Origin of the sequence: Pseudomonas graminis (assembly GCF_001705435.1) — a bacterium.
In the GTDB taxonomy this organism is placed as follows: Bacteria; Pseudomonadota; Gammaproteobacteria; order Pseudomonadales; family Pseudomonadaceae; genus Aquipseudomonas; species Aquipseudomonas graminis_B.
Map to the genome: position 1 here is coordinate 53,323 of NZ_MDEN01000055.1, position 18,885 is coordinate 72,207.

An 18,885-nucleotide genomic window follows, 5' to 3' on the forward strand; every position below is an offset into this window, starting at 1 on the left:
CCCACATTCATTTTGACTGGCCGCCGACAGCGCGGCGTCTGGCTGCGGATATAGCAACCCAACTTCTTTGATCACCGGAACCCTTGATGCAACCCGAGCAGTTCTCCTCCGCCGTTCTCGACTGGTACGACCGCCACGGCCGTCACGACCTCCCCTGGCAACACGACATCACCCCGTACCGCGTGTGGGTGTCGGAAATCATGCTGCAGCAAACCCAGGTCAGCACCGTGCTTGGCTATTTCGACACGTTCATGGAAGCGCTGCCTACCGTGCAGGCTCTGGCCAACGCGCCGGAAGATGAGGTCCTGCATCTGTGGACCGGGCTGGGTTACTACACCCGCGCGCGCAACCTGCAGAAGGCCGCGAAAATCGTGGTGGCCGAGCACGGCGGAGAATTCCCCCGCGACGTGGAAAAGCTCGTCGAGCTGCCGGGTATCGGCCTCTCAACGGCCGGCGCGATTGCCAGCATCAGCATGGGCCTGCGCGCGCCGATCCTTGATGGCAACGTCAAGCGCGTACTCGCCCGCTTCACCGCCCAGGAAGGCTATCCCGGCGAGCCCAAAGTGGCGAAGCAGATGTGGACCACGGCCGAGCGCTACACGCCGCACAGCCGGGTCAATCACTACACCCAGGCGATGATGGATCTGGGTGCCACGCTCTGCACCCGGACCAAACCCAGCTGCCTCCTCTGCCCCCTCGAGCGTGGCTGCGAAGCCCACATGCTGGGCCAGGAAACCCGTTATCCAATTCCTAAACCGCGCAAGGTCGTGCCGCAAAAGCGCACCTTGATGCCGATGTTTGCCAACGACGAAGGCGCGATTCTGCTGTATCGCCGCCCTTCGACCGGGCTGTGGGGCGGGCTGTGGAGCTTGCCGGAACTGGACGACTTCAACGACATGCAGCATCTGGCCAACCAGCACGCCCTTGAGCTGGGCGAGCATCAAGCCTTGCCGGGCCTGATCCACACGTTCAGCCACTTTCAGCTGAGCATCGAACCCTGGCTGGTCCGGGTCCGCGCGTCCGCCCATCACGTGGCCGAGGACGACTGGCTCTGGTATAACCTCGCCACCCCGCCGCGCCTGGGCCTTGCCGCCCCGGTGAAGAAACTGCTGAAAAACGCAGCCGACGTATTGAATGCAGGAGAGTCCTCATGACCCGCACCGTGATGTGCCGCAAATACAAAGAAGAATTGCCTGGCCTGGACCGTCCGCCGTATCCGGGCGTCAAAGGTGAAGACATCTACAACCATGTCTCGCAGAAAGCCTGGGGCGACTGGCAGAAACACCAGACCCTGCTGATCAACGAGCGTCGTCTGAACATGATGAACGCCGAAGATCGCAAATTCCTGCAGACCGAGATGGACAAATACCTGTCCGGCGAGGAATACGCCAAGGCCGACGGCTACGTTCCCCCTGCCGAATAACCCTTCGCAGACAGTGTTCGTCGTAAGCGGAGGAAATAATTCAGATTTTTTTCGACACCCCGCTTGACGACATCCTGAAAAACACGTTTAATGCGCCCCGTTGCCCAGATAGCTCAGTCGGTAGAGCAGGGGATTGAAAATCCCCGTGTCGGCGGTTCGATTCCGTCTCTGGGCACCATAAATACCGAAAAACCCCTGCATCGAAAGATTCAGGGGTTTTTTATTGGGCGCGAATAACTAGGGTGCCCTCGGAGGTCTCCGCCGTACAGACGCCTGCTACGAATGGATTTGTTAAGCGTCGCCACTCCAGGCACAGCACGGGATCATCAAACTTTCACCCGTCCGCGCCCCCACCTTTTTAAAATTTTGCCCTGAGCATCCGCCCAAGATCAGTTGAACGAGACCCTGATCAACCTCAGAATGCATTTTTTTGAGCAGCCACGGACACGGGAGGTGTGCATGAAGACTGTCGAATCGTCGAGCCGCCTCATTGGGGTCGGCGTGTACACGCCCTCAGAAGCAGCCCTTTACACAGGCATACCCGCCAAGGACATTCGCAGATGGCTGTTCGGCTATAAGGCGGATGGTGTGGAGCACTCCGGTTTGTGGCTTCCTGAGCTGGATGTCGGAGACGAGAAGCTGCTTGGCTTCCACGACCTGCTTGAGATCAGATTTGTTGATGTCTTCCGAAAGCACGGCGTGAGCCTTCAAGCTATTCGCGCGGCATCCAGGCAAGCCAAGGAAATTTTTGACCAGCACTATCCGTTCACCTGCAGAAGATTCCAGACTGACGGCAGGAGCATATTCGCTACCGTTTTTGATGAAACTGGCGACGAGGCGATCCTGGATCTGGCGAAACGTCAGTATGCATTCAGGCAAGTAATCGCCCCTGCGCTGTATGAGGGCATTGACTATACGGGCGAGGGAAAGGCGCAGCGTTGGTATCCAGTCAAGCGAAGCAGGGGAATCGTGCTGGACCCGAACCGCAACTTTGGAAAACCGGTGCTCTCCGCCGCTGGTATCGATACGGCGTCGATTTATCAGGCTTACCTGGCTGAAGGCCAAGACGCAAAACGTGTGTCCGTGATTTTCGAAATTCCGACCGCAGCAGTGGACGCTGCGGTGACCTTTGAGCATAGGATCGCTGCTTGAATTTTCTGATCGATAACAATCTTCCACCGTCCATTGCCAGAGCCTTGCACGAGCTATGCAGAGGCGAAGGCCATGTCGTAATCCCACTTAGGGACAGGTTTCCAGCGGACACAAGTGACATCCACTGGATTACCGACCTCACTGCCGAAGGCGGGTGGGCCGTGGTGTCACAAGACAAGTTCTCCAAGGGAAACGCCGAGCGGCAGGCCTTCAGAGAGTGCGGGCTACCGGTTTTCTGCCTCGCGAGGCAATGGGGCCAAACGACCTACTGGAGTAAGGCCGAAAATCTTGTCCGATGGTGGCCTGCCATCATTCGGCAGGCGGAGCTGATCTCGGGCGGTGCGGCATTCAAGGTGGTCTGGAAATTTTCAGCGCCCGGGAAGTTTGAGCAATTGAAAATGTAGCCTCGCATAAGACTCGCCCCTGTGATCCCGTCTCTGGGCACCATAAATCCCGAAAAACCCCTGCATCGAAAGATTCAGGGGTTTTTTATTGGGCGCAATTTATTAACATCGCAGGCTTGAGCTAACCAAGGAAGCTTCGTGATGGCATCTGTCAGCAAGCAACAAAAACGAGCCAAGCGCGCCAAGACCAAAGCCAAAGAGCAGCGTGTCGCTCGCCAGCATCCGCAGACTCCCAACCCGATCGTCCCGGATTACTTCATGCCTGATTTCGTCTCGGACGACGACGCAGCGCTGCTGGACGACGATACCCTGCTGAAGAATTTCGTAGAGCCCGACATCCTTGAAACCATGGACGAAGAAGAGCGGGAGGCGATGGCGGCGGTGATAAGAGGCGAGTCCGACGAGATGTCGATCACTGAGGACGAAATGCTGATAGCGGAGGTGTATCACTCCCCTGCGCCAGAGCCGTCTCAGGAGCAGCGACTCGCGCATTACGAAGTGCTCAAGCTTGCCGAGCAGCAAGGGTTCCTCGATCTGCTCGATGCCTTTGCCAGAGGTCCCATAGCCGCCCACGCTTTCTACGACATCGACTTCGACGACTACCTCGACGTCCTGGTGAACACGCTTGGCGCTTACTTGATGTGGGCCCACGGACTGGACGAGGCTACCGTCAGGGCGCGCATCCACGACGATGATTTCTACGAGGCCTTCCGCGCGGTTCTCGACGAGATCGAGATGGAATCCACACTGGAGATGCTGGGGATCGACCGCAACAAGCACGACGAACCGGCGCAAGACTGAATACAATACGCGCCCGATGATCCTGGGCCATGCGAATGGCTGCACCGCACAAGGAACCGCCGTCATGGCCTCCCCCGACAAACAGCAAAAACGCGCCCAGCGTGCAAAGGCCAAAGCCAAGCAGAACCGTTCCGGCAAGGCCCGGCCGAGCGTTATTCACCCGGTGCTCAACCATGCCTTCGTCAACGAGCCTTTCGATGACGTCGAGATCGACCTGAGCACGTTTGATTTCAAAGACATCGAAGAAAACGGTTTCGACCCTGCGGATTTCGACGACCTGTTCGAAGCAATGAAGCAGGCCGAATCAGTAAGCTTGCTGGCGCTGTGCGTGGTCTTCCTGCAATACCCGGTGCTGGAGCTGGTGATTGCCGAAGAAGACGAAGAGCCGGCGACCGACTTCATGATGGGCCTGCTGATCACCTACCGCGGGCTGTTCCACGAGGAAGATGAAGACTCGGCCGTTGAATGGATCGGCAGCGACGCCTTCCAGACTGCCTACAACGAAGCGTCCGTGATCCTGCAGAAAAAGAACGCGAAAGGTGCAGGCGGGCGTTCTTAAAACGTTTTTTGATTTACATGACCCCGGTCAAAACGGTAGCTTTGCGCCATTACGAGAATGCAACTCCTTCTCAACTAAAGGCTGGCCGTTTTGACACCTCTAAACACCGCTTTGCCGGCACCGACGTCAGGCGAAACGAGCACTTACTCCCGAACCCGAATTTTCCTGCATTGGCTGTCCGCGGCCGTCATCCTGTGGGCGACATTCAGCGGCTTCGGCGTGGCATTGCTCGATGAGAGCAACCCGTTTCGGCAATGGGTCGAGTCGTTTAATCCCCAACTGACCAGCCTGTTTATTCCGTTCTTTGCCTGGCGTTTGTGGCTGGCGGTGAAAGCCCCTGCGCGGCCCTCCGCTAAAAACGTCCAGGCGCGACTGGCCAGCGCTGCGCACAAAGCTATCTACGGGGCAGTAGCCGGCGTGTTGATTACCGGGGTGCTGATGATGAGCCACCCGGTCATGCTGCTGGCGCTGGTACCACTGCCACAGCTCATCCATTCAAAGATCGCGCTGCTGGAGCTGCATCAGTTGCATCACGTCCTGTGCGCGGTATTGGCAGGGTTGGTGGCGCTGCATCTGGCCGCAGTGGTGCTGCATCAAGTGCGCGGCAAATCGGTGCTGGGCAGGATGCGCTGAGACACTGCCCCCCACTGCGACCCAATCATCGAGACGAAAAAAAACCGCCATCATCCCTGATAGCGGCTTCTCGACAGCGGTCGGTCACAACCGACTCACTGCTCCATCAATTCAGCACAACCTTGCCTGCCTTCCCCGCTTTGCGACGGCTCGACACGATCAGGCCAGCAGCCACGACCATCAGGCTCAACAGCCCGGTGGCAATGATCTCCATGCGGTGGCCTTCCTGGAACAGCATGATGGTCAGCACGGCGACGATGAACACGATCACTGCCCAGGTCAGGCCGGGGAACAGCCACATGCGGAAGTCGACGGCCTGGCCTTCTGCTTCACGCTTGCGGCGCATACGCAGCTGAGACACGGCGATGACCAGATACACCAGCAGTGCGATGGCGCCCGAGCTTGCGAGCAGGAAGTCGAACACCGCCGCAGGTGCGACGTAGTTGGCGAACACGGCAGCAAACGCAGCGCCGGTCGACAGGAGCACCGCCCAGTAAGGCGTGCCGGCTTTTGTGGTGCGCTGGGAAACAGCAGGGGCGTCGCCACGTTTGCCGAGGGAAAAGAGCATGCGTGAAGCCGTGTACAGCGCCGAGTTCAGGCAACTGGTCACGGCGACCAGCACGACGATGTCGACGATCAGCTTGGCATTCGGAATGCCCATCAGATCGAGCACGGTCTGGTACGAACCCACTTCAGCCAGACGGCTGTCGTTCCAAGGCACCAGCGAGACGACGAGGAAGATCGAAAGCAGATAGAACAGGCAGATCCGCCAGATCACCGAATTGGTGGCCTTGGTGATTTGCTGGCCGGGATTCTTCGATTCTGCCGCCGCGATGGTGACAATCTCCGTCCCCATGAACGAGAACATGGTGGTCAGCATCGCCGCCAGCACCGCCCCCATGCCGTTAGGCAGGAAACCCTGCGTGTCATACAAATGACTGACGCCGCTGACCTGGCTGTTCGGCAGAAGACCCATCACCGCCGCAATGCCCAGCACCACAAAGCCGATGATCGCGAGCACTTTGATCAGCGCGAACCAGAACTCGAACTCTCCGTAGTTCTTCACGCTGAAGAGGTTGGTCGCGGTGAGCAGCAGGGTGATCACTAACGTGAACGCCCAGATCGCCACGTTCGGGAACCACGCATGCAGGATGGTCGCGGCGGCGTTGGCTTCCAGCGGGATGACCAGCACCCAGAACCACCAGTACAGCCAGCCGATGGTGAAGCCGGCCCAGTGCCCGATCGCGCGGTCGGCGTAGGTCGAAAAAGAACCGGTGTCCGGCGAAGCGACGGCCATTTCCGCCAGCATGCGCATCACCAGCACCACCAGCGTACCCGCGGCGCCGTAGGCCAGAAGCACAGCCGGCCCGGCTTCGGCAATCGCGTGGCCGGAGCCGACGAAGAGGCCGGCGCCGATGACGCCCGCGATGGACAGCATGGTGATGTGCCGCGGTTTGAGCCCTTGTTCTAGGTTTGAAGCGTTGGGTGTACTGCTCATGGAACCAACCTTAGAAGGATTTCTGTACGGATCAGGACGCGTGGCGGCTCTTCGTAAAGAGAACACAACAGCTCTGTTATTTATTTTTTACGCAAGAATTACGCCAGGATGTTTCAGATACGACGTCGCAGCGGGATACGCGCGCTCCAGACCATTTACGCAAGTCCATGAATGCAATAGCAATTCGCCAGTCGCGTAGGAAACGTTACCTGGAGCAACAGGAGGGTGACGATTAGCCGCACCGAAAATACACACTCAAGATGAAATAGCACCAAATAAGCGCACATTAACGGCCATCAATCCCCGCAATGGCCGGAACACCCTTCCCCACGGCGGTTAAAGCTGGCACCATCGCGCCCTTTTTGCGCAACGGCATTCTGCGCCGGCGCTCATCAAGCTCATCCTCAAAAGGCCTCGCGCAGCACGACTGCTGCCGCCGCCAGGTTGCGTCCACTCGACAACCCGATGAGCCCACCGAATACACGAGGACTGAACATGGCCGAGGCCACGCCCGCCCTGGAAATCCGCAATCTGCACAAGCGCTACGGCGAACTCGACGTGCTCAAGGGCATCTCGCTGAGTGCGCGCGATGGCGACGTGATCTCGATTCTGGGTTCCTCTGGCTCAGGCAAGTCGACGCTGCTGCGCTGCATTAATCTGCTGGAGAACCCGCATCAGGGGCAGATTCTCGTGGCCGGCGAAGAGCTCAAGCTCAAAGCCACCCGCAAAGGTGAACTGATCGCTGCCGACAACCGTCAGATCAACCGCCTGCGCAGCGAGATCGGCTTTGTCTTTCAGAATTTCAATCTCTGGCCGCACATGACCGTCCTCGATAACATCACCGAGGCTCCGCGCCGCGTGCTGGGGCAGAGCAAGGCCGAGGCCACCGAAGTTGCCGAAGCATTGCTGGCCAAAGTGGGGATCGCCGACAAGCGTCATGCGTATCCGGCACAGTTGTCGGGCGGTCAGCAGCAACGTGCCGCGATTGCGCGCACGCTGGCGATGCAGCCCAAGGTCATTCTGTTCGATGAGCCCACGTCTGCCCTCGATCCCGAGATGGTGCAAGAAGTGCTTAGTGTTATTCGTGGCTTGGCCGAAGAAGGCCGGACCATGCTGATGGTGACCCACGAAATGAATTTCGCCCGGCAGGTGTCCAGCGAAGTGATTTTCCTGCACCAAGGGCTGATAGAAGAACAAGGTTCGCCAGACCAGGTCTTCGATGACCCGCGGTCGGCGCGCTGCAAACAATTCATGTCCAGCAATCGCTAACGGAGCAACATCGATGCAGACCCTGAGAAACATTCTGTTGGCCGCTGCCGCCACCCTGGCCATGGCCTCCAGCGCCTTTGCTGCCGACACCCTGAAAATGGGCATCGAGGGCGCCTATCCGCCGTTCAACAACAAAGACGCCAGCGGTCAGGTGGTGGGCTTTGACGTGGAGATCGGCAACGCCCTGTGCGCCAAGATGAAAGTGACCTGTGAGACCGTCACCTCCGATTGGGACGGCATCATTCCAGCCCTGAATGCGCAGAAGTTCGACTTCCTGATCTCGTCGATGTCGATCACCGAAGAACGCAAGCAGGCCGTGGATTTCACCATTCCGTACTACTCCAACAAGCTGCAATTTGTCGCGCCTAAGACCACGAACCTCAGCGGCGACCTGGCCGCCATCAAGGAAACGTTGAAGGGCAAGACCATCGGCGCCCAACGCGCGACCCTGTCCGGGACGTGGCTGGAAGACAACTGGGGCGACGACGTGACCGTCAAGCTGTACGACTCCCAGGAAAACGCCTTCCTCGACCTGGCGTCGGGCCGCCTCGACGCACTGCTCGGCGACAAATACGCGAGCTACGAGTGGCTGAAAGGCAAGGAAGGCCAGAGCTTCGAGTTCAAAGGTGACGCCCTTCCGGTTGACGACAAGATCGGCATCGCGGTGCGCAAAGACGACCCGCTGCGCGACAAGCTGAGCGAAGCCTTGAAAGAAATCATCGCCGACGGCACCTACAAGAAGATCAACGACAAGTACTTCCCGTTCAGCATCCTTTGACCTGCCTGACCATCGCCGCCGTTTGCCCGCGCAGACGGTGGCGTCTGTCCTCTAGACAAACAACGCCATGAACTTCGATCTCTATGGATTCGGCCCGGCCCTGGCCGCCGGCATGCTGATGACCCTCCAACTTGCGCTGTCGGCCCTCTGCCTGGGGCTGGTGCTCGGCCTGCTCGGGGCGCTGGCGAAGACATCGCCGAATCGGGCCTTGCAGTGGCTGGGCGGCACGTATTCCACGCTGGTTCGCGGCATCCCCGAATTGCTGTGGGTGTTGCTGATCTACTTCGGCACGGTCAGCTCGATGCGGGCGATCGGCAAGCTGTTCGATATTCCGAACCTGTCGCTCAGTGCTTTCGCGGCTGGCGTCATTGCCCTAGGCCTGTGCTTCGGCGCGTACGCCACCGAGGTGTTTCGCGGCGCCATGCTGTCGATCCCGAAAGGTCATCGCGAGGCCGGCTTGGCGCTGGGCATGTCGCGATCGCGCATCTTCTTCAAACTGGTGATGCCGCAGATGTGGCGCATTGCGCTGCCGGGGCTCGGCAACCTGTTCATGATCCTGATGAAGGACACGGCGCTGGTCTCGGTCATCGGGCTTGAAGAGGTCATGCGTCACGCGCAGATCGCCGTCACGTCCACCAAGCAGCCTTTCACCTTCTATATGGTCGCGGCGCTGATGTACCTGTGCATGACCGCACTGTCGATGATCGGCCTGGCATGGCTGGAGAAACGTGCCTCCGTGGGCTTTGCGAGGAGCGCGTCATGAGTTGGGACTTCGTCCTCAAATGGCTGCCGAAACTGCTGCACGGCGCCACCGTCACGCTGGAACTGGTCGCCGTCGCGGTGATTGCCGGCCTCATTCTCGCCATTCCGCTGGGCATCGCCCGCGCCTCACGTAACGCCTATGTCCGCGCGCTGCCTTACGCCTACATCTTCTTTTTCCGTGGCACACCGCTGCTGGTGCAGCTGTTTCTGGTCTATTACGGCCTGGCGCAATTCGACGCCGTCACCAAGGGTCCGCTGTGGCCTTACCTGCGCGATCCGTTCTTCTGCGCGGCACTGACCATGACGCTGCACACCACCGCTTACATCGCGGAGATCTTGCGCGGCGCCATTCAGGCCGTGCCGCCCGGTGAAATCGAAGCGGCCCGCGCACTGGGCATGTCCAAAGGCAAAGCGCTGCTGTACATCATCCTGCCCCGCGCCGCACGCATCGGCCTGCCCGCCTACAGCAACGAAGTCATTCTGATGCTCAAGGCCAGCGCACTGGCGAGCACCGTGACCCTGCTCGACATCACCGGCATGGCCCGCACTATCAACGCGCGAACCTACATGCCGGAGCAGACCTTCCTCATCGCCGGGTTGATCTACCTAGTGATGTCGTTCGTGCTGGTGCAAGGCTTCAAGCTGCTTGAGCGCTATTTGCGAGTGGACGCCAGCCAAGGGCGCTGAGGATCGCCGCGCGCTCCCGCAGAGAACACGGTCCAGGTGGGAGCGAGCTTGCTCGCGAAAGCGGCATTCAGCCGCCGAAGATTGCCGAGCCTGATAAACGCGCTCAGGCACTGATTCACCGTATGCTGCACATCACCGCTCAACTGCCATAACCCAATGCCACTCACACCCGCGCAACTCCAATCCCGATTCGCCGCGCTTGATGCCTTCCTCCTGGAGCATCAGGCCCTGTGGCGCCCACGACCTTTCACCCATCGCCACCTGCCGTGGGAGTCCCAGCACCCCGAGCTGTCACGCTGGTTGCGACAACGCTCGCTTGAAGAGGCAGAAGCGGCGCACAACCATCCCGAACAGCTCAGTGCGCCTCAGCCCTTTGCTCAGCTAGCTTTACAGTCGAAGGCATTAAGCGAGATCGACCCGCTGCCTCCCGTCAGCCTGGAGCCTGTGTCATCGCGCATGAGCGCCGACGTGCCCGGCCGCAAGTGGCAACAGATCGAGGCCTTCGCCAGAAGCTTGAGCTTTCAGCGACAGCCAACCCACTGGCTGGATTGGTGCTCGGGCAAAGGCCACCTCGGTCGGCGCCTCGCCCAGGGCGGCCAAGCCCTGACCTGCCTGGAATACGATGCGCACTTGGTTGAAGCAGGACGGCAACTCAGCAACAAACTGGGCGTCACCGCGAACCATCTGCATCAAGACGTCATGGCCGACGATGCCGGCGCGCGCCTCGAAGCCCATCACACGCCCGTCGCCCTCCACGCCTGCGGCGACCTTCATGTGCGCCTCATGCACCTCGCCAGCGACGCGCGCTGCCAACAACTGGCCATCGCGCCCTGCTGCTACAACCGCATCGCCGGCGAGCACTACCTGCCGATCTCCCAGCAGGGCAAAGCGTCCCCGCTTACGCTCTCCATCGATGACCTCGGCCTGCCCCTCAGCGAAACCGTCACCGCCGGCGCCCGCGTACGCCGCCAGCGCGACACCTCCATGGCCCGCCGCCTCGGCTTCGACCTGCTGCAGCGAGCGCTGCGCGGCGTCGACGACTACCTGCCAACGCCCTCACTGCCCAGCGCCTGGCTCGACAAACCCTTCGCCGACTACTGCCGCGACCTCGCCGAACTCAAGCAACTCCCCTCCCCCGGCACTCAGGACTGGACGGTCCTTGAGGCGGCGGGATGGGCGCGTCTGGCCGAAGTGCGCAACCTCGAATTGCTGCGCAACCTCTTCCGCCGACCGCTGGAAATGTGGCTCATCCTCGACCGTGCGCTTTATCTGACCGAGGGCGGGTACGACGTGCGTATCGGCACCTTCTGCGACCGCCAAGTCACTCCGCGGAATCTGCTCATTCTCGCAGAACGGCCGTGAGCATTTTTTGACGCGCGCGCCTGTGGATAAGTCTGTTGATGAAATCCCAGCGAACGCCCGGAAATCCTGCTTTGGGAGGGATGCAACCATTTGTTCATTTTTTGGTCAGCGTAAAATTGGCGCTAAAACAGTAGCTTGCGAACAATTGAGAATGGTTACTGAATCTGACCGATCGTCGCCTTCGGTTTTTGCGGATTGTGAATAACGGTAATCACCTTCCGGCATAAGGGCCGCGAAAAAACTGAAATTAGGGCTTTACTCGCCAGATCAAATCCCTATAATCAGCGCCCACAACGCCGGTATAGCTCAGTTGGTAGAGCAACTGACTTGTAATCAGTAGGTCCCGGGTTCGACTCCTGGTGCCGGCACCAGATTTAGCAAAAAGGCTCACCGAAAGGTGGGCCTTTTTTGTTTGTGCCAAATGCCACACCGCCAATCCCCGTAGGAGCGCGCTTGCCCGCGAAGGCGCCCTCCGCCGCACTACCGTCCTACCTACCTGCCCAACCCCTACAAAAAGTCCGAAATCCCGTAGGACGCTTCTGAAATTAAGCGATATCCTCTCGACCGCTTGAACGTGTCTGATCCGGCGACTACCTTCCCGCGTGTCGTTGCAAACAACGACCGGGTTTAGTCGCCCGAACATGTCAGGCGCGTAACGCCCCATAACCTGAGCCGCTGTCATCGACATCGGTTCTGTCCTTTTATGGTGGCTGTACGAGGGGCACCTTCGGGTGCGCCGGGTGCCTGACTTCCCGGTCGACTAACCCGCGTACAGCCGCCACCTATTCGTTTAGTCGCGAACGGCGTCGGTCTCATCAAGTCAGGAGAGACACCATGATTAGATCCACCCCTCACCCACCCGAAACACCCGCCCTACAATCAACCTGCACCAACGCCAACCTCGGCAACCTGAGCCTGTTCTCGGTCAAGCCCGGCGTCAGAGTTGAGGACGCATTGCTCACCGCCTCCGAATACCTCGCCTGCGCCGCAGCCACCGCCTACGAAGTCGCAGATAACTGCACGCTGGAATTCCGCCCGTTGGCGCGCTCGGTGGTGCATCAGCTCGATGCGGCGCGGGCGTTGATTGAGGTATCGATCGCCAAGGTGGGCGGTTCGTCTTTGTAGCTGCCCTGCTGCGATCTATTCGCGTAGGCATTTCCTTGCGCCAACCTGCGCCCGTCTCTTTCTTCCGGAAAGAGAGGGGCGCTCTTACCGCCGCTGCAGACCAACTTGTACAAGGCATTGCGGCATTTCCCCTCGTGACAATCGGCGTGACAAACACCGAAGTCACTAGCAACAGCGATGCAGATGGTGGTGCCGCAGCCCAAGGAATGGGCTGTACCTGACTGACAGTCAAGCATGCCCCTGTCATCACATCACTGCCTTCCCTGGCTCAGGATCTCGCGTCACTGGTCTCGTCGTCCAATGCAGCTTCCACCCTCTACCCTTCGACGCGTTGCTACTACGCTGACCGCCCAATTACTAACTGATCGATTGAGAATCATGAGTGTTCAGCGCAAGCGGTCGTTATAAAGCCAACAATGGGAGCTGGTCCGAATAACCCTTAAGGGGCACTCGGAACCTGCGTGGAACATCTCACCTTGATAGCACGCTGCCATGTGCTAGAGTCGAATGAGGTTATGAGGTCGGGGGACTGATACCCCGACACGCAAGCGAGCTAACCACCTAGGCCAGCAGCTGGAAGCTGGTCCTCAAGTATCAGGAACTCAGAAATCTGCACGGAGGCAAAAAATGCATGAAATTATCTGTCCGCATTGTGCAAAGGCCTTCAAAATCGATGAAGCTGGATACGCAGATATTCTGAAGCAGGTCCGAGATACTGACTTCGAGAAACAACTACATGAAAGACTCGACCTAGCCGAATTAGAGAAGCGGAGCGCCATTGAGCTCGCGACTGCGAAAGCAGCTAGCGAATTGTATAAGGCGACTGCTAGCAAGGACTCAGAGATTCAAGAACTTCGATCCTGTATTAACAATGAGCAACTGGCTCGAAAACTAGCGATCAGTGAAGCATTAAACGGTGTAGAAAAAGAAAGAGATGCTCTTACATACGAACTTGAGAAAATACATAGAGAGCAACAATCCTCCTCTCAATTAGCAGAGGCAAAGCTTCTAAACGAATTGCAAAAAACCAAGGCGACTAAAGATTCTGAAATTCAAGAGTTAAAATCTAAAATCGAGTCCATTGAGATCGGAAAAAAATTCGCAATTACCGAGGCCGTCAGCTCTATTGAGAAAGAGCGAGATAAACTGCAAAGTGACCTCGAGAAAGCCGAACTAGAGAAAAAACTTGCTGAAAAGTCCCTTAAGGATAAATACGAAACGCAAATCAAAGATCGCGATGACGCTATCGAGCGCTTGCGGGACATGAAGGCTCGACTATCAACAAAGATGGTTGGTGAAACCCTCGAGCAGCACTGTGAAACGGAGTTTAATCGTATCCGATCTACTGCCTTCCCAAGAGCCTACTTCGAAAAAGATAACGACACACGGACTGGCAGTAAAGAAGATTACATATTTCGCGACTGGGATGAAGCGGGAACAGATATAGTTTCCGTAATGTTCGAAATGAAGAACGAGGACGATCAAACTGCAACAAAAAAAAGAATGAAGACTTTCTTAGAGAACTGGATAAAGATCGCATCGAAAAAGGATGCGAGTACGCCGTGCTAGTGTCCCTATTAGAGCCTGAAAGCGAACTATACAATACAGGCATCGTCGACGTTTTCCATAGATTCCCCAAAATGTATATCGTCAGACCTCAGTTTTTCATACCGATTATAACCTTACTACGGAATGCCGCGATAAATTCTTTGCAGTTCAAGTCCGAACTTGCTCTCATGAAAGAGCAAAATATAGATATCGAGAACTTCGAATCCGAGCTGGAAACATTTAAATCAGCTTTTGCAAAGAACTACGACTTAGCCGCAAAACGATTCCAGACAGCCATTAGCGAAATCGATAAATCAATTGACCATCTCCAAAAAACAAAAGAAGCGCTCTTAGGTACAGACAGGAATCTTCGCTTGGCGAACGACAAAGCGCAGGATGTCACAATAAAAAAACTAAACCGCGGTAACCCAACAATGGCTGCGAAGTTTGCCGATCTAAAAGGCCCATAGTAGGCGTAAAAAATAAATCTCCGCTATTACGATGGGAACGCCAATAAAATCGCAGGTGAGAATGTGGAAAATACCTCGCACAACCCAGACCAGCACATGTTTGGATTTCGCCAACTTGCTACAAATGGAAGAAAGAAAATAGGTCTGCTCATCGGCGCGGGTGCACCTGTGAGCATAAATATAGGTGAGGCTGGAGCCTGGCAGCCGCTGATACCAAATATTGCCGGCCTCGAAAAAATAGTGTTAGCCGAGCTTTCTGAGAGTCAACGAGGAGTCTACGATCAAATAAAATCCTCCTTTGCTGATTCAAATCTTGAAAAAGTTCTATCACGCGTCAGGATGCTTGCAGAGGTGATAGGTGGAGGCAGGCTATTTGATTTTTCGGAGCAGGATTTTTTTGCGTTATCTGAAGCAATATGCAACTCGATTCGGGAGGTAGTGGCGAAGGATCTACCAGTGGGAGCAAACCCCTATTCCGAAGTCGTGTCATGGATTAATGGAATTAATAGAAAGTATGCGGTTGAGATTTTCACTACAAATTATGACCTTTTGATTGAGCATGCCTTAGAGCGAGCAAAAACACCATATTTTGACGGATTCAGCGGATCCAAGAGCGCGTTTTTCGATCCATCAAGCATTTCAAAAAATGATCTTCCGCCACGCTGGGTTAGGCTTTGGAAACTCCATGGCTCCATTGGCTGGGAATCAAATGCCAACGGTGAAGTTGTTCGTGTACCGAACTCAAAAAATGCCAACATGGTATATCCTTCGCATATAAAATATGACCAGACACAAGCTGCTCCCTTTTCCTCTCTTTTTGAACGCCTTAAAAATTTCATCCTTGAGCCCGACACATTAATTTTATGTACTGGGTTTTCTTTTGCAGATGCACATATTTCCTCTCGCCTGCTTGAGTGCCTATTGGCGAACCCTACAGCCGCGCTATTCGCCTTTCAATTTAACAGCCTAGCCGATGAAAAAGCCGCAAAGGAACTGGCCCTAAAGTGCCCAGGAATAAGTGTCTTTTGTAGCGATGGGGCAGTTATCAATGGCGTGGAAGCGAAGTGGAAAATCGGCACCCCTCCAACCAAAAACTGGCACGAAATCAGAGCGGAATACTACAAGGACAATAAGTTCTTACTTGGAGACTTCCTTCGGCTAGCTCGTTTTTTAGCAACAGCTGGTAGCGATATATCTCAAGATGCGGCGCCTCCAGCCCCGTTGGATATGCTAGAGGAAACCATATGACTGCTATCCTACCAACTTTTTTAGGAGTGGTGAGCGCTGTTTCGAGCTCGTCATTGGCCGTTGAGCTAGCCGCCTCGGTAGAGTCCGGAATTGTCGTGCTGGAAGGGCGTAATTACCGGATAGGGCAAGTCGGAAGTTTCGTTAAAATACCTTTGGGCTACAACCATCTATACGGAGTGATTTCTGAATCTAGCGAATCATCAACGGTTGATGCCGACTCAAAAATATCTTCAGATAGAAAATGGATTAAAGTAGAGTTAGTAGGAGAATCCATTGGAGGAAATTTTGATCGCGGAATAAGCGAATATCCAAGCATAGGCGATCACGTTCACTTTGTTGTGGAGAGTGATCTAAAGTTGATATTCCGAAAAAATTTAAATAGTCACTTTCAAGTCGGGAGGCTATCCAGCTCCGAGGGAATCGAAATAAGCTTGGACTTGGACAAATTGGTCGCTCGTCATTCTGCAGTATTAGGATCTACCGGCTCCGGAAAGTCGACAAGTACTGCCAGCATCCTTCGTTCGATGGTGATAAAACAGGATGGTAGCTCTTTACCCTCTGCGAGAATTCTACTGATAGATATTCACGGCGAATATGGCCCAGCACTTAATGATGTAGCCAAGACCTTCTCAATTATGCCCTCAGGCGAAAATCAGTTATACATACCATTTTGGTGCATTTCGCCAGACAAACTTATAGACTTCCTTTGCAACAACCCTAACGACTCTCAACGATCACTTTTCATGGATAAAACCGTAGACGAGAAGAAACTTGGCATCGTCAAAAACAACATACAGAACATAGACGCAGATAAGATAACAAGCACTACCCCGCTGCCTTATAGATTAAAGAAAATCTGGTATGACCTTTGTCACGAGGATACTATTAATTATAGTGACAATGCGATGACCACCCCGGCATATGCTGTAAACGGACGAGGAGACTTTGACTCCTTAGTCGCGCCTAAATTTCTTCCTCCCGGAACTGGCCCTGCACTGCCAAAAAAAGGTGGCGCCGGAGCAATGAAGAGGCAGCTTGACTTGATGAAGTCACGGCTGATAGACACACAGTATTCATTTCTGTTAGAGCCTGGTGATTGGAATCCAGACAGTGCCGGCGCGACTAATAAAGACTTACATGAGCTTTTAGAAGATTGGTTAGGCCATGATAAACCGATAACCATATTTGACTTGTCAGGCATGCCCTCAGCGCGGCTGACGCTTCTTTTATGTGCAGTCCTGGATATTATTTTTGAATCAGCAATTTGGGGCAGGAATCTTACAGAAGGTATGCGCGAGCGACCGCTTCTTATAGTTCTAGAAGAAGCTCATCGCTATCTTGGCAAGTCAGAAGGCGGCCACGCAAAAGAGATGGTCCAGCGAATTGCTAAAGAAGGTCGGAAATTCGGCGTCGGAGCCATGATTGTTAGTCAGCGCCCCTCCGAGATAGATGAAACCATTCTATCTCAATGTGGAACAATCATTTCACTGCGTATAAACAATGCTACGGATCGCGGAATAGTTAAAGCAGCAATGTCGGACGGTTTAGCCGGGATTGTTGACTCACTTCCTGTCCTAAGAACCGGGGAGGCAATTATAGTTGGCGAAGCAGCACAACTTCCAACACGGTGTAGGTTCAATATCTTACCAGATGACAAATACCCTAATAGCTCAGATCCAAAAATTGGTGAAAAATGGAGCTCTACACGAAGCAATGAAGATTACTCAAGGCTAGTAAGCGCCTGGAGAAACCAAGATATTTCACAATAGGAAAAAATCATGGAACGTGTATCTGTTAGCTCTTCAAATATAGCATCTGTTGGGCATGATGCCTCTTCGCAGACTCTCGAAATAGAGTTCCTAAACGGATCCATATATGAGTACTATGATGTACCTGACGATGTATATCAAGAATTAGTACATGCCTCTTCCGTAGGTGGCTATTTTGCACAGCGAGTAAAAAATGTTTATGGATTTAGCCGTGCAGGGTGACAATTAGAACATCTCCTACTTGAAATTGGTTCACACCAAGGCGTGAACCAATTCAATGATGCGGCTCAGCGCTTCTAGTTATCTGCCTTCATCACGCACATTATAGTGCTAACCTTCTCTCTCAGATTCGATTACAAAAAACACTATGATCAGCAGGCTTATTTATAGATAGCTTTGGGGTAGGTCGCAAAGCCCACCAATCTTCAGCCCGGGAAAACTCTGCCCTCATAACAAGAACCACATAGTCTGGTGCCGCACCAGATTTGGCAATAAGGCCCAGCGAAAGGTGAGCCTTTTGTATTTGGGCTCGATTTGAGAACAGACGGCCTGTGCAGAGCATCCGACACCGCCTTGTCTCAGCAGCCTCGGAATAGCCTGATCTTGGTACAAGTTTCTCCTCTAGTACCGATCCCGAGTTTTCACGCTGCCCCGGACCAAGATCTCTCCAATTGAGAGATGCAGTACGAACTTACCAACTCAAAAGCCTCAGCCATCCCGGCACTGCCCCTGATTGTCCCGACCTCAATCCACAGGCATCATCGTGCTTCGACATAAGGACACGTCTTAATGGCCAAGCCCACACTCCACCTCCTGTGCGGAAAGATCGCATCAGGGAAATCCACCCTAGCGAATTCTCTAAAAGCCGAACAAGCAGCAATCCTGCTGACTGAAGACCATTGGCTCTCAAGACTCTATCCAGACCAGATCCACTCGGTCGCCGACTACGTGTCACTCTCAAGAAGACTCCGAGATGTCATCGGCCCCTTGGTCATCGACATGCTAAAAGCCGGGATCAATGTGGTGATTGATTTCCCCGCCAACACTCCCGCAGACCGCCACTGGTTACGCAGCCTGGCGGATACCGCCCAGGCCTCGCACAGCCTTCACTTCATCGACGTCGATGACGAAACCTGCCGAGCCCGGCTGCACCTCAGAAACGAGCGTGGCGAGCATGACTTCGCGGCAACCGACGCTGAATTCGATTTGATCACCAGCTACTTCCAAGCCCCAGACAAGGAAGAAGGGCTCAACGTAGTCATTCACCAGGATCGCTCCTAAACGGCTGCCACGCGGAGAGAACCAAACCGTCAGGTTCAAACGGCGCCCTTAGATTCAGAGCGCCCCCTCCCCCATCCCGCCCCCATCGAGTAACGTATACCCATCCAACGGGCCCT

18 protein-coding genes, 2 tRNA genes and 1 pseudogene are annotated in these 18,885 nt (G+C 55.2%); 20 read left to right on the forward strand and 1 reads right to left on the reverse strand.

The genetic code is table 11. The features are described 5' to 3' along the window. The first annotated feature begins 86 nt into the window (after nucleotides 1-86). The 8 genes from mutY to BBI10_RS05595 all read left to right on the forward strand — a co-directional run bounded on the left by mutY (nucleotide 87) and on the right by BBI10_RS05595 (nucleotide 4,972). Nucleotides 87-1,154 (forward strand): A/G-specific adenine glycosylase, encoded by a 1,068-nt coding sequence (gene mutY / locus BBI10_RS05560; protein ID WP_065987391.1) that lies wholly within the window; start codon nucleotides 87-89, stop codon nucleotides 1,152-1,154. Continuing rightward, nucleotides 1,151-1,423 (forward strand): oxidative damage protection protein, encoded by a 273-nt coding sequence (locus BBI10_RS05565; RefSeq protein ID WP_065987392.1) that lies wholly within the window; start codon nucleotides 1,151-1,153, stop codon nucleotides 1,421-1,423. Before mutY ends, BBI10_RS05565 begins: the two co-directional genes overlap by 4 nt. A gap of 102 nt (nucleotides 1,424-1,525) precedes the next feature. Next, nucleotides 1,526-1,601: transfer RNA gene (locus tag BBI10_RS05570), tRNA-Phe, on the forward strand. Between the two features lie 386 nt (nucleotides 1,602-1,987). Continuing rightward, the gene (locus BBI10_RS05575) at nucleotides 1,988-2,575 is read left to right on the forward strand and encodes a DUF433 domain-containing protein (RefSeq protein WP_208600737.1); all 588 of its coding nucleotides are present in this window, start codon (nucleotides 1,988-1,990) and stop codon (nucleotides 2,573-2,575) included. Beyond that, entirely contained in the window at nucleotides 2,572-2,979 is a 408-nt protein-coding gene (locus BBI10_RS05580) for a hypothetical protein (protein WP_065987394.1), read from the forward strand. The genes BBI10_RS05575 and BBI10_RS05580 overlap by 4 nt, the downstream gene beginning before the upstream one ends. 141 nt (nucleotides 2,980-3,120) lie before the next feature. Then, on the forward strand, nucleotides 3,121-3,780 hold the full coding sequence (locus tag BBI10_RS05585) for a hypothetical protein (RefSeq protein WP_065987395.1): 660 nt from the start codon (nucleotides 3,121-3,123) through the stop codon (nucleotides 3,778-3,780). 64 nt (nucleotides 3,781-3,844) lie between these two features. Further along, on the forward strand, nucleotides 3,845-4,339 hold the full coding sequence (locus BBI10_RS05590) for a hypothetical protein (RefSeq protein ID WP_065987396.1): 495 nt from the start codon (nucleotides 3,845-3,847) through the stop codon (nucleotides 4,337-4,339). A gap of 90 nt (nucleotides 4,340-4,429) precedes the next feature. After that, a complete protein-coding gene (locus tag BBI10_RS05595; protein WP_208600736.1) occupies nucleotides 4,430-4,972 on the forward strand; it encodes a cytochrome b in 543 nt (180 codons plus the stop codon). A gap of 106 nt (nucleotides 4,973-5,078) precedes the next feature. Here BBI10_RS05595 and gabP read toward each other — a convergent pair whose 3' ends face one another. Next, complete coding sequence (gene gabP / locus BBI10_RS05600) at nucleotides 5,079-6,470, reverse strand: GABA permease (protein WP_065987397.1); 1,392 nt, start codon at nucleotides 6,468-6,470, stop codon at nucleotides 5,079-5,081. A 495-nt stretch (nucleotides 6,471-6,965) separates the two neighbouring features. Between gabP and BBI10_RS05605 the strand changes: the two genes are divergently transcribed. From BBI10_RS05605 to BBI10_RS05650, 12 genes and pseudogenes are all read left to right on the forward strand, one after another. After that, nucleotides 6,966-7,739, forward strand: coding sequence for an ABC transporter ATP-binding protein (locus tag BBI10_RS05605; RefSeq protein WP_065987398.1), 774 nt, complete (start codon nucleotides 6,966-6,968; stop codon nucleotides 7,737-7,739). 13 nt (nucleotides 7,740-7,752) lie between these two features. Continuing rightward, nucleotides 7,753-8,517, forward strand: coding sequence for an ABC transporter substrate-binding protein (locus tag BBI10_RS05610; protein WP_065987399.1), 765 nt, complete (start codon nucleotides 7,753-7,755; stop codon nucleotides 8,515-8,517). A 67-nt stretch (nucleotides 8,518-8,584) separates the two neighbouring features. After that, nucleotides 8,585-9,280: an ABC transporter permease gene (locus BBI10_RS05615; RefSeq protein ID WP_065987400.1), complete on the forward strand. Its 696-nt coding sequence runs from the start codon at nucleotides 8,585-8,587 to the stop codon at nucleotides 9,278-9,280. Further along, nucleotides 9,277-9,966: an ABC transporter permease gene (locus tag BBI10_RS05620; protein WP_065987401.1), complete on the forward strand. Its 690-nt coding sequence runs from the start codon at nucleotides 9,277-9,279 to the stop codon at nucleotides 9,964-9,966. Before BBI10_RS05615 ends, BBI10_RS05620 begins: the two co-directional genes overlap by 4 nt. A 156-nt stretch (nucleotides 9,967-10,122) precedes the next feature. After that, nucleotides 10,123-11,328 (forward strand): methyltransferase, encoded by a 1,206-nt coding sequence (locus tag BBI10_RS05625; protein WP_065987402.1) that lies wholly within the window; start codon nucleotides 10,123-10,125, stop codon nucleotides 11,326-11,328. A gap of 295 nt (nucleotides 11,329-11,623) precedes the next feature. Continuing rightward, nucleotides 11,624-11,699 (forward strand) — tRNA-Thr (locus BBI10_RS05630). A gap of 463 nt (nucleotides 11,700-12,162) precedes the next feature. Continuing rightward, nucleotides 12,163-12,453: a DUF6124 family protein gene (locus BBI10_RS05635; RefSeq protein WP_065987403.1), complete on the forward strand. Its 291-nt coding sequence runs from the start codon at nucleotides 12,163-12,165 to the stop codon at nucleotides 12,451-12,453. A gap of 627 nt (nucleotides 12,454-13,080) precedes the next feature. Beyond that, nucleotides 13,081-14,471 (forward strand): annotated as a pseudogene (locus tag BBI10_RS05640) (DUF2130 domain-containing protein). Between the two features lie 63 nt (nucleotides 14,472-14,534). Further along, nucleotides 14,535-15,719 (forward strand): SIR2 family protein, encoded by a 1,185-nt coding sequence (locus BBI10_RS05645; protein ID WP_083233034.1) that lies wholly within the window; start codon nucleotides 14,535-14,537, stop codon nucleotides 15,717-15,719. Next, on the forward strand, nucleotides 15,716-17,488 hold the full coding sequence (locus BBI10_RS26480; RefSeq protein ID WP_083233035.1) for an ATP-binding protein: 1,773 nt from the start codon (nucleotides 15,716-15,718) through the stop codon (nucleotides 17,486-17,488). Before BBI10_RS05645 ends, BBI10_RS26480 begins: the two co-directional genes overlap by 4 nt. Before the next feature lie 9 nt (nucleotides 17,489-17,497). Then, nucleotides 17,498-17,710, forward strand: coding sequence for a KTSC domain-containing protein (locus BBI10_RS26485; protein ID WP_083233036.1), 213 nt, complete (start codon nucleotides 17,498-17,500; stop codon nucleotides 17,708-17,710). A gap of 567 nt (nucleotides 17,711-18,277) precedes the next feature. Next, nucleotides 18,278-18,769 carry an AAA family ATPase gene (locus BBI10_RS05650; RefSeq protein WP_065987405.1) on the forward strand — a complete coding sequence of 164 codons (492 nt, stop codon included), beginning with the start codon at nucleotides 18,278-18,280 and terminating at the stop codon, nucleotides 18,767-18,769. Nucleotides 18,770-18,885 lie beyond the last annotated feature (116 nt).